Origin of the sequence: Buttiauxella sp. BIGb0552, from assembly GCF_004366275.1 — a bacterium.
Taxonomy (GTDB): domain Bacteria; phylum Pseudomonadota; class Gammaproteobacteria; order Enterobacterales; family Enterobacteriaceae; genus Buttiauxella; species Buttiauxella gaviniae.
The window spans coordinates 488,635-504,153 of sequence record NZ_SODY01000001.1; the positions used below are offsets into that span (position 1 = coordinate 488,635).

The window sequence follows — 15,519 nt, forward strand, 5'->3', positions numbered from 1 at the left end:
TGTCTGTAAACTCGGATCAAGGTAGTCACTATACCAGCAGGAATTTCAGACAGTTACTGTGGTGATATCAGATAACGCAAAGCCTGAGTCGCTACGCTCTTCATCTATCTGCCGGATATCCGCAAGGCCATCTACACAACAAACGCTATCGAATCGCTGAACTTCGTGATCCGGGCTGCCATCAAGAAACGCAAAGTGTTCCCGACAGATGACTCGGTACGGAAAGTTATTTATCTGGCGATAAAGGATGCGTCGAAAAAATGGAGTATGCCGATCCAGAACTTGCGGCTGGCGATGAGTCGTTTTTTTATCGAATTCGGTGATCGCCTGAGCGACCACCTTCAACGAATGGGCAGTTACACAGAATTACTGACAGGCTTTCCTTTTTGTTTATGGTGCAACGAACAATTCGACAGAACTGACCTGTTCACCTTTGCCCCAAAGTTGCTTAGCTCTACAATCTTGACTCGTTACAGTTGTCATTTAATGACCTACTTTCGATAATAGTAAACTATGTACATAGTTTACTATTGTGTTAGACCGATAATGTCTGCATTTCATGAGCTGCTTATCCAATCGCTGAGTTCTATACAGATAGTTGTGCAAAGCTTGGCCGGGATGAATGGTTGAAAGGATTACGTAAGGAGTTTTAGATGGGCAAGCTCAGGTAGACGTTGTCTGTCTAATAACTGTTACGCCTCACATCTAAATAGAGAAGAGTTCTACTAATGCCAATATTTATAAGTTACTCACATGAAAATAAGGACTTCGTGGACAAGCTTGCAATTCAGTTGGTCCGTAGAAATGTAAATGTATGGCTTGATCGATGGGAGTTAAGTATTGGTGACTCGATTATCGACAAAGTGCAGGATGCTGTAGATGGAGCAAGCGCACTTCTAGTCATTCTGTCAAAAGCATCCATTGCTTCCGCGTGGTGTAAAAGGGAACTTTCCTCAGGGTTTCTACGTGAGCTTGAAGAAAAACGAGTTGTTGTAATGCCTGTGTTACTGGAAGACTGTGATATCCCTCTTTTTGCCAGAGGTAAACTATACGCTGATTTTCGAACTAGCTTTGATGATGGTTTAAGAACTGTTGTCGAGGGGATAGCAAAAGTAACTAGTCCTTTTCTCGCTAGAGCAAAAGAGCCGGAGTATCACGTTGATTGGTCAATCGACTGGGGTGACGTAAATGGTCTGTTCGCAATAATTCTTAACTTTGTAGAGCAAGCACAGAATCAACCATACACTTGCCTCACAAATATCGAAGTATTGTGTTCACCGGTAGCAACAGAAAAATATGAAGCCAAAAAAGAATCAATTGGTGAGGAGCATGCACGAGCTTATATTGTTCGTGTGATCAATGAGTATTTTCAGGCCAGACCAGACTTTCGTCCACTGTTAGTGACCGAAAGAGAAAAAGTAGAAAAAGTCATAGTGGCAGGATCCGATAATGGAGAAGAATACCGACTTAGAATTGGTGTTCGTAGGCTAGGTGAAGATACAGGACGCGATGTTCTGGTTAATACTACAACGCTCATTGCACAATCATATGAACACATGAGTTCAGTGCTCAAGCGGCCGGACTCAGAAAAAGCATAAAGAGAAGGCAGTGGATGCTTCGCGCCGCTTAGTTGGGTGTTAGCTTAATTAGTGATCGGGGGCAGGTCAAGGCGTCATGTTGACTTTCCCGCTCTAAAACGTGTTTCCTGGAATGATCCTGAGATGGCATATAACAACCTGTTACTAAATTTTGGAGGTTATCTGGCTGCTTTCTTGTGCAAATGCTACAAAACATCAACAAGAAAGCACTCTTCTAACGTGAAGAACATCAAAGCTTAGGTTGGAAAGGTATAACACCATTGTCCGGATATTCAGCTGCACCACATCACACTCCAGCGCTTTCAACTTCACCATGAACCATAAAGGAATCAAGAAAAAAACCATGTTCAAGCTGACCAATCAGGTTTATGTGGACTGACCCCGCCCCGGCAGACAATCCAGCCCTATTGGTGGAATTTCAGGGTGTGAAGTCATCACGACCCGAGAAGACCGTAACAGATTTAGCCCCCCTGGAGAGCGCAACATACAAATCACTTGCCCCCATGTTTCCCACATCCAGTATCAGCGCGTGATCGCATTCCAGCCCTTTCAGAAGAAGAGTTGAGCCTATTGAACGGTGCGATACGCGTCCTTCCCCTTGGTATCTACGTTGTTCACGAATAATTGATGCTGACTCTCTAATGCTTTTGTCAGGTGAGCTGATGGACAAATTTATCGCATCTTTTAGAACTTGCAGAGCTCCGACCCTAAAGACACGCGTTTCTTCCTTTTCCTCGAGCAAAAGGAGTGTCGTTCGCATATTTTGTCGGGTGGGAGCCAAAGTAAGCTCTACCAATAAATTCTCAAGCAAAGAAGGGGCTGTCCTGTTTCGTCCAGCCTGAATAGAACCAATTCTGCGTAAGGTTGTACTAACGCCAACATTTGTCATCAGCTCAGCAGCAGCCTGTAAAAGATTTGGCATCACTTTGGCGGCATTAGCTTCGTCAAGGGATGCGGCCATTCTCATCACGTCACTCAGATCTACTGGTTCGACAACATTAAGACCATTGATTCGTTGTGCAAATTTATGCCGGGATGATGCTCTTCGTGAATCACCCATGACTAAGACTGAATCGTCGGGAAACTGGCGAAGCAGCGAGTAATATTCGCGCTGCTGGCGCTGGATATTGTCATTGTGATTTCGTGAAAGAGGATGAAAACGGACATAGTCAGGACAGGAACTTAAATCGATACGCTCCCGGCGAAGTAAACGATGCCTTTGCTCAAGGATCCATTGACCCAAATCTGGCGTTTGCGCATTGTTCCAGCGCCAGGGCGTTTGTAAGGTTGCCAGAGTAGGGAAAAAAGTTTCAACTGTTCGGTTCCAGTCTGGCATAGGGCCGCAGAAGCTGAAGATACACTGCATCGGGTCACCAAAGACTATCGTTGGTAGCAAACGTGAAAGCGCACAAGTCAGTTCATGTTGCTCGCTATTGCAGTCCTGGTATTCATCGACCAGCAAACGCGAATAAGTAGCTGTGATGATTTCGCTAATATTACCGTTAACAACCAGATTCAGTACGGCACGGCGAAGAGAAGGGTAGAAAACGGCTGGATCTTCAGGACCCACATCAAGCGGGCATAGTCCCGGGAAGCATCCAGCTATCTTCAGAGCCCATCCATCTATTGTTGTCACAATATAGTTCTGCGGAGAAACTGCAAAACGGCTCAGTCGCTTTTTGAGTGCTGTTACCCCTGCTGTTGTGTGTGTGAGCACGAGATACGGCTTACTTTGTGCAACACCCAGAGTTTCAGTAATCAGGTGTGTTTTGCCACATCCCGCTGGTGCAACAATCAGACCTTTAGTGGCGTTCAAAACCGCATCCACACTCATCGTAGGTCACCATTTTTTGCAGCCCATGCCAGCAGAGCTCTGATAATATCCCGGAAGGGTAGTGAAAACTGATTGATGACCGGACTGACGACCTTCTCCGCTAAATCTTCAGCCTTCCCGATCGTTTTAAACCAGCCATATTTGCCAGCAGCGTGAGCCACTGGCTCTCTCATTTCGTCTGTTGGCTCACCAGTGCATGCTTCAAAGTTATAAGCCCCCTGGGAGCAGTTCTGAATGTGCTGATCCACCTGTTGCTGGCTGTTGAGAGCCGCAGCAAGAAGAACGATGTCACGGATAGTCTCAACAGGGCACCAGGCTAGCAGGGCACCCTCTGTTGAAAAACCATTACCCCATTCAAAAATGGTCACGCCACTGGCCCGGCAGTGTTCAGTCTGCTGCCTGTGTGCAGGTGTGGTGATATCTGAATCTTTTAATAGGGCAGTACGATATCCCAGTTGTGCAAAAACCTCCGCGCGTTTGAAATACTTGTCCCCGCCGCCACCATCTGTAGCAAAGGCCCCCTGATCCTGAAAGCCCGTTCTTCCCCTGCGTTGTCTGGATAAGTCTAGCCCTCTGATAAAACCAACCTCAGTTCCACCTTCGCCCACAATTACGGCTTTGCTGAAAAAGGCTTCAGCGCAGGCCCTTAAGGTAGCTTGTTCCTGATCGTCTCCACTCAGTGTCAGGAAATTGTGTGAAGTCTCTTGGGCCGGTTGATCTACTTTTCTCAGTACACAGAGCTGGGTTGCCTTGAGTTCCCTGAGAACATATGGGGAATGGGTGGTGATGAATACCTGTGAAGCGGGTTCATCATCACGAGAACCTAGTTGATGCAAGAGTCGGCTGATTCTGTAGGGCTCCAGCCCGTACTCTGCTTCATCAACAAGTATGATCCCCGGACGTCCGACAGCTTTTTGTAACCCGCTAACCAGCAATCGGGTTGATCCTGTTCCAAGCATTCTCAGTGGCGTGTTATCACTGTTATGCAGGCTGATTGCACTGTTAGATAGGGAGACTCCATTCACATCCAGCAGCGCTTTTAGTTCTCCGACCTGAACACCTAACCCATTTGCAATGGTTCTGACCTCGGTCAGGATGTTATCCAACTGCGGTAGTTGCCGGGAAGCAAAGTTGTGTCGTGTCTGTCGGGACAGTTCGGCCAACGTTGCACTGATATCAAAATCTTCTGCAGATAATTTATTCAGTACTGAGCGGTTGCCCCATGCCAGATGATGATGCGAAGTTGCCCCGAGGCGAGTAGGGCTTAACTGTTCGCGATGTTTCCACAGTAACCTTTTATCCAATCCTTCCGCTGTTGCTCGTTCTGAAAATAAGCACCAGTCTGGTTCGAGATCTGCACCGACGACCATTCTCAGTGTGAGTACGGTTTCCTCTCCTGTCTGAGGTTCATCATGGATTTCCTTCGTTTCGCTGTTGAAACCACGAAGATAACGCCCATAGATCTCGAGATTCCGAAGTCCGTCATCAAGCTGTCCGAGAGTTACACTGATGCAGACTGGTGTGGCCGAATTCATGAGATGAAAATCGGCATCACTGAATGTGAACGATCTTCGCGCTCCGAGCACCAGGTCAATAGCGTCAACGAAGGTCGATTTTCCAGAATCTCCGGGGCCAATCAGACAGTTCAGCCCTGGACCTGGAAACCATTCAGCCTGCCGTATTGCGCGAAAATTCTGAATGCTGATGTGGCGGATAACAGCCATGTGTCGTTCCCTCGTAATCCACTAATGTAGTATTTACATCGAAATGGCAGCAATTATGACACACCCTTTCTGATTTAATTGTGATGCAGTAAATGAGCTACGAGCGTTGTCAGGAACTGTGCGTGAAATACGTTATCCGGGCACCAGATCAACTACGAAAAGCAATTCGTATTGCCAGAAACGCGCTGGATGAAGGAACGCTTTCCGAAATTGAAACGACAAATGGCTGGAATTAATATAGCTTCCACGAGTGTGCTGAGAAGATGGTGTGGAGCGTTATAGTTGATTATCATTTCGCATGTAACTATTGCCGAACTCAGTTCGTTCTTGGCGCAGAAACCTATCATAGCAGCGGTGGCTACTGGTCACCCGAAAATGAAAAGCCATCTGAAATAATAGACTGCTCGCAATAACAGTAAGCAGATACACCAGCGAGTACGGAAGACAAAAAACCATGAATCCATCACTTTTGACTCATTTTACCGAAAATCATTGTCCGAACTGGGCATGTCCATCCTGTCACTCAACGTCTCTGGCCATACAGGAAGGTACTTTTCATTACGCAGCGCTTCCGGAGTCTGTCGCTCGTTGGAAAGAACCTGAGGGGGAATACGAGGACATTTATCTGGTCTTCAGCTGCCTGCTGAAATGTGAACGTGCCCGTTGTGAAATGGTTGTCGCTGTCAGTGGCAGCGGTGGTGTTCACCAAAATTACGGAGAAGACGGTGATGAGCCACATTATGAGCTATTCCAGGCCAGACATTTTATTCCGCCGCTACCGGCCTTTGCTGTTCCGCCACATTGTCCGGAAAATGTGGCTCAGCCCTTGATGCAGTCATTCGGGTTGTTTCTTAGCGCTCCTAATGCGGCGGCAAATGCGATACGCATTGCTCTCGAAGAGTTGATGACTGCGTTAGGTGTACCGGTAATGCGTTCGCTCCACAGCAGGATTGAAGCACTCCCTGAACAGTTCAGTGAACATAAAGCGGCTCTGATGGCGATTAAATGGCTGGGTAATGCGGGAAGTCATGCGCTGGACCGCGTCAATGCTTTTGATATCGACCAAGCCTATCGGATTATTGAGTTTGTTCTCAGTAAGCTTTACGCAGGTTCAACGAAGAGTATTAAACAGCTGGCGGCCGATCTGGATAAGCGTTTTCGTCCGGAGCAAGGGAACTGAATCGGGTCAGGTCATTGGCCGCAATTAGACTGTAACATCTGTATCATCCGGCGCTGTCTTTTGTTTGTATTCGCAAATCGGGAGTATAAGAAGAAATATATGTGAATCAACCGGTCTCGGCTTGGCAGTCACTGACGATAAGCTGGTGCCTTTGATCAACTTAATGGTTCTATTCTTTCGATGGCTATTATCCAAATTGGGTAAATATGATGTTCTGATCCTCGGTTGGGCACCGATAGCAGAAATTCATGATAATTTGGTTTAAATAGTAAAATCAATAAGGTAGGGATGTTTTAGGCTGGGACTGAAGAAAAAGTAAAAGGCGTGATAAACGGATGGGCGCTCAGTGAGCCGATGTCTCCGCCAGTTCTCATATTGTGGTCTTGGGGTTTGATGTCAAAGCAGAGGGCATGATCCCAACTGAAAAATTAGAGAGCCTGATTGCTCAACTGAAACGTAAAACGACAAAGTATGTGTTATTGCGGATCCATTGAAGCAGTTGGACGTTGCTGGCAATGGAGGAATCACCCTCATCAATGTAAGACACGCTGCTAGTCTCGTCTTCAACTACGAGCACGACTTTGAGGGTTCGGTGGAGTCTAGGAAAAGTCACACGGTTGTGGGACCTACGTGATGTGCGTGAGGGAAAGTGCAAATCTGACTGTTATGAGCAGTAATCAGCCGACCACTACAACCGTCGGGTTCACGGTGATCTGAATGAAAGCGGAAATCCTGCGAAAGAACCGTGTGAGCCGTATTATGCAGCTATCGCGACGAGTCTTATCTACGGAGCGGCATGGACTTGGCGTGCCCCGTGGTGATTCACACACCTCGAGGTTAGCCACGACTGATAGGCAATTTGCAGAATGGGTGTCCAATTGTTAGTTCATTGCGCACTAAGCCAATGTGACCTGGTCAGGGAGGCTATAGCCATGATCCATGCATTAAACAAAAAACACGGGTTGGTCTGTCAGAAAGTGTTCGTGTTGCCAGATATTTCACCCATTCATGAGCCTCTTTTTTTTAGATCTGAATTATCAAAAAAATCCATTTTATTCATAATGTTAAGGCAATAGATCTTTGGCATCACAATTGAGTACCTCAGCAAACTGGTAAAGTTTCTCAAGGGTTATGTTTACCTCACCACGCTCTATTCTTCCCACATAGCTCCTGTCGATATCAGTAAGCAAAGCTAGCTTTTCCTGTGAAATCCCCAAGTTTTTTCGCTTGGCTCTCAGTTTTTTGCCGAAAAGGACGGTTAAGTCACTCATCTTTATCTCTTTAAAGACAAAGACTATCCAAATTTGCGGCTTTTAACTCCACGGATTATAATCCGTTTTTGTATTGTTTTTTTAATGTTGAGAGACTAATGCCCCAACTGAAACACAGAAACTACTTTCAGATACAACTCGTACTTTCGAACCAAGGTTTTGATGGTTTTACAGTCAACTCGCTAATAGAAAAGTTGTTACAGCAAAGCGACGAAGCAAAACTTGTTACAACTGACCGTAAAGCGATCTACAGAACACTTCGGGCCATGGTCGAAAGAGGAGAGCTATCAAAAAAGATCTCTTCAAATCCACAGAAGTCTACCTTTCATAAAACGTCAAAGTTCATCTTAATTAACTCAAAGAGTATGGAGGTTACTATCCAACCAGTTGATACAGTACCCTCTGTAAAAATTCATTCCGTTTCAGATAAGCGATCAGTAAATTATCTTGAATCTCAGTTGAAGGAATATCAGATTTCACTGTTGGTAAGTATTGGTGAAACTGAAGAATATAAAACTCTTTTTGAAGCGCTACCTGATATGCGTTCGGAACTTGAAGACTTCTACATAAAAGCTCGTGAAAAGAGTTCGACGTTGATCGGACAAATCACAGCTATCAATAATTTACTTTCTCATTGTAAGAGCGCACCTGCTTTATGAAGTTAAGACAATGGCAGCAAGATTGCGTAAAAGAAGCACTGCGAGTTTACCAAAATGATCGTCATTTTTTATGCTTAGCAACGCCAGGAGCTGGCAAAACTTACATGGCAGCAGAAGTCGCGTATCGACTGTATCAGGCTGGTAAAATAGATTTTGTTCTATGTTTTTCCCCATCTGTTTCCGTATCAAAATCAATTAACGATACATTTAGCCAGCGTTTTAACGCACGTTTTGATGGTGTTATTGGTGCAGTAGGATGTTCATATACCTACCAGAATATGCTTTTTTTTAATCAGAGCTTCTGGAGCATCTTAAAACTCAACCGTGTACTAGTGATTTTTGATGAAATTCACCATTGCGCTGGAAGTTCTATTGAGAATGCAAATAGTTGGGGTGAGGAAATCATCCTAAATATTCAGGATAATGCGGCATATACTCTGGCATTAACGGGAACACCTTGGCGTTCTGATAAATCACCGATAGCCATGGCGAGTTATAGCGGTCCAGAAGGACTAATTCGCTGTAACTTCTCCTACGGACTGAGAGAAGCCACGCGCGATAATGTCTGCCGTTTGCCAAATGTTGTGCTAGTCGATAACGACCAATTAATTCTGGCTAATGATGAAACACCGAACCAGACATTCAACAGTCTACAAGCTCTATTGAGTGGTTCTAGCATTACTTATCAGAATGTTATCAACAACGACAGGGCTATAAATCACATACTCACTCTGGCTGTCTCTCGGCTCATAGCTATTCGTGAAGACAATCCAAAAGCAGGTGGGTTAATAGTTGCGTCATCAGTTCAACATGCAATGTTTATTTTACAAATATTACAGGAAGTATTTTTTCAATCTGCAATTCTTGTAACATATAAAGACCCCATGTCCGCCGGAAAAATTGATCAGTTTCGATACAGTTCAACTCAGTGGATTGTCAGCGTGGGGATGGTAAGTGAGGGCACTGATATACCCCGACTGCAGGTTTGTTGTCATTTAAGTAGAGTTAAAACAGAACTCTATTTCCGCCAAGTTCTTGGACGGATATTAAGAATTAATAATGCGGTTAACCAAGAGGCCTGGCTATATACTTTTGCTGAACCCCAATTGTCTGAGTTTGCTCATCGCTTGAAAGAAGACATTCCAGATTCCCAGGTTATTTTTGACATAATCTCTCAGCCAGATATCCTTAAATCACAAGGAACTAACAAGGCAAACAGTACCGATATCACTCGTCAGAATGAAGCATCTCAACAATTCATCTTCACTTCCGGTGACGTAAGTTGCGCCCATTTATACTCAACACCTCTGACTCTCTCGGAACATTCTCACAATGAAGTATTGATGTTTCTCGGGCGCTTTAAAGAAAAGATGATCAATGTGTTTGATTCACCATTTCAGACTTAACTAGAATAATTTTAAATGGGTTATCATAAAATTATTCTAGTGCTTGGGTAGGGTTTAGAATTCATTATCGCTTCACTAACTCACGTATGACATGTGGTGCCAGAAGGCTTTCCACTGAGATAACCGTGTTGATTTTTACCGCCTTGACTATTTCAATCAGTGACATTGTATTCTGAGCTAGTTGCTCGCGAAGCTCTGTGTTTTCGTCTTGCAACTGTTGATTCCGGCCAAGTAAAGCCTGACGTGTCTTACGATTGACATATTGCTGCTTTTCTTTAGGCCGCAGATTCAGTGGCGAGAGCTGTTGATCGGTATATGCTGCAATCAAGCGTTTTCGATCAAGGTTGCTCAAGGTGCTTAATCCACCATTCACAATGCCTTTTGCTTTAAGACGTGTGTGCAGAGCTTTGGCGGATATAGGGGACTTATCGAAGCCCTCGACCAGCATCAGTTGCAGTTCGTGTTCAATCTGGGTATTTAGTTCCTTACCGCGCATCAGGATTTGTCCTGTTTTAGTTTTTGGTGTTCAAGGGAAAAAAGTTGTGCCAGAGTGCGTATTTCACCTTCGACTTTTATCTCTCCGGACATAATAGTCTGCGCAGTGACTAGCTGTTGTGAGTCTGCTCGGCACCGCAATTGTTCATTTAGAACATCAAGTTGTAGTAAGTTTTTTTCAATGTCACACTGCGTAAGTTCACTATCTGGGTGATCTGTAACGAACTGCTCTATTGTGTTTTTCGCGCGTTGCAATGCATGCTTTTTGGCAGTAATTGCGGGGTACTCATCTATGCGGCCAGTCAGAGTAAAGTGTTCACAGAACTTCAATGCCTGACATTTCATACGATAAGGGCATCCCCATAGGTTAATATCACGCATACAAGAGCCTAACTTCATTGGATGCAGTACAGCATGCCTTTGCACCATATCAGATGCCTGCTGTCGCCCCTCACTCCGATTGATCTCTTCGAATGCAGCAGCAATATCCTCGAATAAGCCAGTATCTAAAGATGCTTCGATAAACCCTGCAATATCATCACGGTCATCGAATGTATGTAGGTTTGCTTTTATATTGTTGTCTAGACTTAAACCATCAGTCACTGCCATATAACCGGTATGTTTCATGACAGCCAATGGAGTATCTATGTCCAAAGCGACGGGCTGCACTTGGCAGGTAAGCGAGGATGAAGTTGGTTGCAAAGAAATCAGCGATGCTGCTTTTCTTCTCTCGCGGAGGGCAAGATGCTGATAGTGTTGATTTTGAGAAATATCCACGCGCCCCATCAACATGGCTTGTAAGTGGTCGGAGATTTCCGCGATTGCGAGAAAAGTGTTGATATTATGTCGGGGAATATGAGTGCGAAGACGAGTAGGGTGACCATCATCTTCCAGTAGCTGGTATTTACTAAACACCGAACAATCACTAGTCACATTACCAAGAAACTTGTTCATCACTCTGTTATCAAGTGGCAGCGGAGTGGCCTTCAATACCAGAGTACGCCGAAGTGACAGTGAACCTTTGGCGTATAGAAACAACGAATCTTCGTATTTAACCTCATAATGTTTACCATTCTCCTCCCAAGCATGTGTACAAGGCTCGCATGTAGCAATGATGTCAAATTCGTTTTTAAGGTAATGACTAAGATCGGTTTTGGAAAAATAGATTGCTTTGCTATTCCTCGGCCCAGGTATTTGTTGTGTTGGTAGGATGCCTTGTTTCGCTAACGCCTTGGATGCTTTGTCACGTAGACCAGCACGTCCCCGAAAGTTCGAAGTTGTTTGGGCAATATGAGTAACAACGTCATCTAATTCAACCATTTCGCCATGCAAATTGCTGATAGACTGGGGTAGATAATCAGTAAATTTTTTTGACCGTAGGTTGATGAGATGGTTGCGCATTGGCGAGGTCAGCAGTTTAACCGTACTAAATATACTCTCGACGAGTGGAACCGCCAAAGGTTCGACCCAATGTGTACGTTCGCCTGCACCCTTGACTCCAACATAGCGAATACCCAAGAAATAATCTGGCAATCCCTTATCCTGTAGCCGACTACGTATTGCCGGGTCATCTATTTGACGCTTGATCAAGGCATCCTTCCTGAGGTTAAAGGCCTCGATTGAGCGGAAGCCCGTGATAATTAGTAATATCAAGCAATTCAGCGCAATCTTTTCAGAGTCGCTTTCTACCCGCTGGATTAGTGAAACAATATTAAGGAAACCCCGAATAGTTATCAGTGCTTCTTCGCCATTAGTCGTCGTATCATCAAGCCGATCTTGCTTTTTTAGATCCATCATTTCCCGAACTTTGCGAGTAAGATTGACCGGACTGGTATACTGTCCATCAAAAACATATTGCAGCGTTACCAGTGTGAAGGCGTGATGATTCACAAGTTTTTGCAGGGTGACACAACGCCCCTTGTAATTATCTGTATTCGTGTCTCCAGGTTTGGAGGCAGCAGTGAGCACTTCCATCGCCCTGGATATGACATTAGTGGTCAGATAGAGAGGATGCGTCTGCCCGGTCAACTCAATTAATGAGCAATACCAACGTTTTAATATTACCAAAGTCGCCATAGCAACGGCTGGAGAGATGCTGTTATTTCTACCTCGATAGACAACTACCAGCATGGCTTTCATGAACAGTTGATACGGTTCCGCCACAGCATGGCGTTCCACAATTCCTTTTAAACGACTAATTTCATCGAAACGTAGTGTCGATTTACCATTCCCGCGTAGCCACCCTGACCCTTTACTACCACAAGTCCAGGTTGGACCATCCCATGACTCAGCAAAATCAGCAGCTAGATGCTGCTCAAACCAAGCCTTTTGTTCGGTAATGAAGGTCCAAAAATACTCAAAGTTTGTTTTCATTTTTCACCTTTATTGCTCTGATGTATACGACAACGAGTCATCACAGACTGGATCTCAAATTGAGTAATTTCATGGACTGAAATCAGAGGATTTCGGGCATCACCTACACTGTCGGAAATGGCAATCAGTTCATCAACTTCTTTATTAACGCTTTCCAGCACTGCCTGGTGGTCACCATCGGTGAAGGGCCGATAATACAGACAGCCATAGCAGCAACGCACTTCGCTGAACGGGCATTCGCTTTCTTTTCTGGTGCAACCTCCAATCTCGTAGTGCAGTTGGTCGCCAACCATACCCACCACGCGTCGGCCTTGCCACTGCTCAGAAGGAGTTACTTCTCCAGTCAACATCATCGCCACCATGTTTTGCCACACAGGGTTGACGCCGAGCGCTTTGGCCCGAATCAGTGCTAACGCGGGTGTTGCCAGAATGTAGTACTTAGCTACGACCAAAGATGTATGACCAAGAATATGCGCAATCTCTTCGGCACTAGCACCTTGCATGGCCAGCGAATGACCAACGTTGTGGCGCATGTCGGTTGGTGTCAATATAGGAAGGGCGGCTTCGCCAAGCGTGACGGCGGTCTGATAGTCCAGAGGGCTAAAGCTCAGGATTGCCTGATTGATGGATTGAGAAACGAACATCGGCGCAGAACAGCCCATCTCAAAAAGTTTGCTGCCTGATTGAAGTTGTGCACGCCTGATATAGTGCATTATTAGCTCGCCAATTTCTGGCGGAATTGCCAAAAATAGCCGTCCAATTGTGACTCGTCTTTGCTTCGCGTAGGGCAAAAGGAGGCTATAGCGAATCAGGCCTGTTTTGGGATTACGTGTATCGATACGTATGTCGCCAGCAGCCAATCTGGCTAGTTGCACCGGGCGGGCGCCTGTTACGTAGCTCAGACCTAGGATGGAGGCATTACGAAGGACTTTCAGATCATAGTTGTTGCCTCTGGAGATAGCTTTGGCCATTTCGAACAGACCTTTGCTGATCATGTTTTTTTCTAGTGGATCCAGGACGTTGTCTATTTCTTGGTAGATACCTTGGTGGTTTGAATACGGGCGAGGAATGAACTCAAGGTCTTCGTAGTCATCAAGAGTAAAACCTGGGAATGTTTCTGCGCAGAGGATTTTTAGGCCGAATAAAACTGAGTAATAGCTTCTAGAGTCGATGTTGTTTCTTTCCAGATAACTTCGGAGTACAGGAAGAGAAAAACCGCCATTTTTTCTACAGTAATCGATTGCATTCTTCCAATCACAAAGTAGTAATGGAAGATGGGTCGGAAATTTCGTAGATGCATATTTGAAGCAAAAATACTTTGTTAACTTATTTGACACATCATCCTGATTAAAACACAAATAACGACGACTCCCAGAGTAATCGAAAGCCCATTTATTGATTGCATTTATTATGTGCCTATCATCAAATTCCATTGCAGTTTTAAGATAAATGCGTTCAGGAATTTCAAGAGCAAGAATGGATTGAACTAATTCTGGAGGGTAAATCGAAATTCTATTTTCAGGAACAAATTCATTTTTATTAAATTTCATCACTATACTCATCCAAAATATTATTTAACACTTGATTCAGTTCGACATTATCTTGAGCAATACGTTGGATATTTGCTAAGTTGGCCTGCTCAGATAGAAATCGCTTTGCATAAAGGTTCGGCATTTGGCTTTTCGGACTCCATCCGCCCATTAAGCGCAATTCATCTTTAGCTTCTTCCATTAATCCTGTGATAGGGAGATCAACAGTTAGGTGCTTTCTTGTTGATTTACTCTTTAAATACCTTAAATGATATATCCTTTGCAAAGTCAGGTAAGCCCAAGTATGCCGGGTTACATGTGGTGTTAATCGTTGTAGCGCATCAAAATAGAACTGTGATTTGTACTCAGGATAGTTGCTAGTAAATACATCATCGATTTTCGAAAAAATAGAATTAATAGTCGTATAGGACAATGGTTTTCCTACACCCTGACTCGACGTAAATATAAAATCGTGATTATCACTTTCAGCCCGTATTTTTTCTATATAAATATTCAGAAAGTAATAATCCTGCTTATCAAGTTCTAATACCCGATTTGCCCATACATTCTTAAGAGAAGGGGCATTTTTCCTTGGGTCGTATCCTTCCTCAACTGTTGTGACGATCAGGCTAAATTTATCCCCTTTTATATTTGATTTTATAGAACTGCATTCGAGCAGTAACAATTCACCTATTCGTAATCCATAATTCAATAATAGCCGCACAATCAGAAAGTTGCGAAACTGAATATGCCCAGAGGGAAAGGGGTTTAACGGGTTATGTTTTCGGGCAGCGCAAGGAGCAATAATGTTGTATAGACTGACAACCATCTCACTGGTCATGCTCTGAAATCCTTGAAAGCACTGGTTGTGTTGCGATTTATTCCCGGGTGTCAATGCTCGATAGTTTTCTCGACAAAGACGCAATCGTGCATGTAAACGTGAAGCCAAATGTGATAAAGCTTTGGGGGAATCATCACGATATGCTGGTGATATATATGTGCTAATCAAAAAAGAAATAAACTGAATCACTGCACGAAATCGCGCTGCGTTAGTAAAACCATTGGAAGTAGGGATTGCTTTAAATGCCAATAAATTTGATTGGGGTACGCGACTGTTCTCAAGATAGTGTGAAAATGTTGCCATTTCCTCAATGGCAATGTACGGGTTATGGCCAGATGAATAGAAGCTATAACAAAATGTGACGCCATATTTGCATAGCCAGAATTCGTAAAAGAACTTAACGGCCAGTAGCGAAGCAGACTGCGTGGACAATGAACGATATGACAAATGGTCAATGTGGTACCTGAGGGGATACCATAATGGCAAACAGGTTTCCGTATCCATCAGAACCCATTGCCGCTTACGGTCGTAAATGACCAACTGGTTAAGTGAGTACATAAAAATTAACCCCTAAAGCAACATGACTATGAAGTAAATGTACTATGTACT

General features: G+C 44.3%; 11 protein-coding genes and 1 pseudogene. 5 read left to right on the forward strand and 7 right to left on the reverse strand.

The window, feature by feature from the left end; all coding sequences use genetic code 11:
* Positions 1-87: 87 nt before the first annotated feature.
* Together EDF88_RS02300 and EDF88_RS02305 are read left to right on the forward strand one after the other, a co-directional pair.
* Positions 88-342: pseudogene (locus EDF88_RS02300) on the forward strand (transposase); the annotation flags it as partial.
* A 386-nt stretch (positions 343-728) separates the two neighbouring features.
* Positions 729-1,598 carry a toll/interleukin-1 receptor domain-containing protein gene (locus EDF88_RS02305; RefSeq protein ID WP_134182607.1) on the forward strand — a complete coding sequence of 290 codons (870 nt, stop codon included), beginning with the start codon at positions 729-731 and terminating at the stop codon, positions 1,596-1,598.
* A gap of 418 nt (positions 1,599-2,016) precedes the next feature.
* Here EDF88_RS02305 and EDF88_RS02310 read toward each other — a convergent pair whose 3' ends face one another.
* Both EDF88_RS02310 and EDF88_RS02315 read right to left on the reverse strand, forming a co-directional pair.
* Positions 2,017-3,432, reverse strand: coding sequence for a UvrD-helicase domain-containing protein (locus EDF88_RS02310; RefSeq protein WP_134182609.1), 1,416 nt, complete (start codon positions 3,430-3,432; stop codon positions 2,017-2,019).
* Complete coding sequence (locus EDF88_RS02315; RefSeq protein ID WP_134182611.1) at positions 3,429-5,156, reverse strand: ATP-binding protein; 1,728 nt, start codon at positions 5,154-5,156, stop codon at positions 3,429-3,431. The genes EDF88_RS02310 and EDF88_RS02315 overlap by 4 nt, the downstream gene beginning before the upstream one ends.
* 454 nt (positions 5,157-5,610) lie before the next feature.
* On the opposite strand from EDF88_RS02315, the gene EDF88_RS02325 reads away from it, so the two are divergent.
* Positions 5,611-6,336, forward strand: coding sequence for a DUF4145 domain-containing protein (locus tag EDF88_RS02325; RefSeq protein WP_134182613.1), 726 nt, complete (start codon positions 5,611-5,613; stop codon positions 6,334-6,336).
* Positions 6,337-7,400: 1,064 nt separating this feature from the next.
* Here EDF88_RS02325 and EDF88_RS02330 read toward each other — a convergent pair.
* Positions 7,401-7,607, reverse strand: a complete 207-nt coding sequence (locus tag EDF88_RS02330) for a helix-turn-helix transcriptional regulator (protein ID WP_134182615.1) — start codon at positions 7,605-7,607, stop codon at positions 7,401-7,403.
* Positions 7,608-7,705: 98 nt separating this feature from the next.
* On the opposite strand from EDF88_RS02330, the gene EDF88_RS02335 reads away from it, so the two are divergent.
* Complete coding sequence (locus EDF88_RS02335; protein ID WP_134182617.1) at positions 7,706-8,266, forward strand: hypothetical protein; 561 nt, start codon at positions 7,706-7,708, stop codon at positions 8,264-8,266.
* On the forward strand, positions 8,263-9,672 hold the full coding sequence (locus tag EDF88_RS02340; RefSeq protein WP_134182619.1) for a DEAD/DEAH box helicase family protein: 1,410 nt from the start codon (positions 8,263-8,265) through the stop codon (positions 9,670-9,672). The genes EDF88_RS02335 and EDF88_RS02340 overlap by 4 nt, the downstream gene beginning before the upstream one ends.
* Positions 9,673-9,736: 64 nt before the next feature.
* Here EDF88_RS02340 and EDF88_RS02345 read toward each other — a convergent pair whose 3' ends face one another.
* The 4 genes from EDF88_RS02345 to EDF88_RS02360 are packed head-to-tail and all read right to left on the reverse strand — an operon-like array spanning position 9,737 to position 15,468.
* Positions 9,737-10,168, reverse strand: coding sequence for a hypothetical protein (locus EDF88_RS02345; protein ID WP_134182621.1), 432 nt, complete (start codon positions 10,166-10,168; stop codon positions 9,737-9,739).
* Positions 10,168-12,540: a hypothetical protein gene (locus tag EDF88_RS02350; protein WP_134182623.1), complete on the reverse strand. Its 2,373-nt coding sequence runs from the start codon at positions 12,538-12,540 to the stop codon at positions 10,168-10,170. Before EDF88_RS02350 ends, EDF88_RS02345 begins: the two co-directional genes overlap by 1 nt.
* Positions 12,537-14,090, reverse strand: a complete 1,554-nt coding sequence (locus EDF88_RS02355) for a site-specific integrase (RefSeq protein ID WP_134182625.1) — start codon at positions 14,088-14,090, stop codon at positions 12,537-12,539. The genes EDF88_RS02350 and EDF88_RS02355 overlap by 4 nt, the downstream gene beginning before the upstream one ends.
* Positions 14,080-15,468, reverse strand: coding sequence for a site-specific integrase (locus tag EDF88_RS02360; RefSeq protein ID WP_166671939.1), 1,389 nt, complete (start codon positions 15,466-15,468; stop codon positions 14,080-14,082). Before EDF88_RS02360 ends, EDF88_RS02355 begins: the two co-directional genes overlap by 11 nt.
* Between the last annotated feature and the right edge of the window lie 51 nt (positions 15,469-15,519).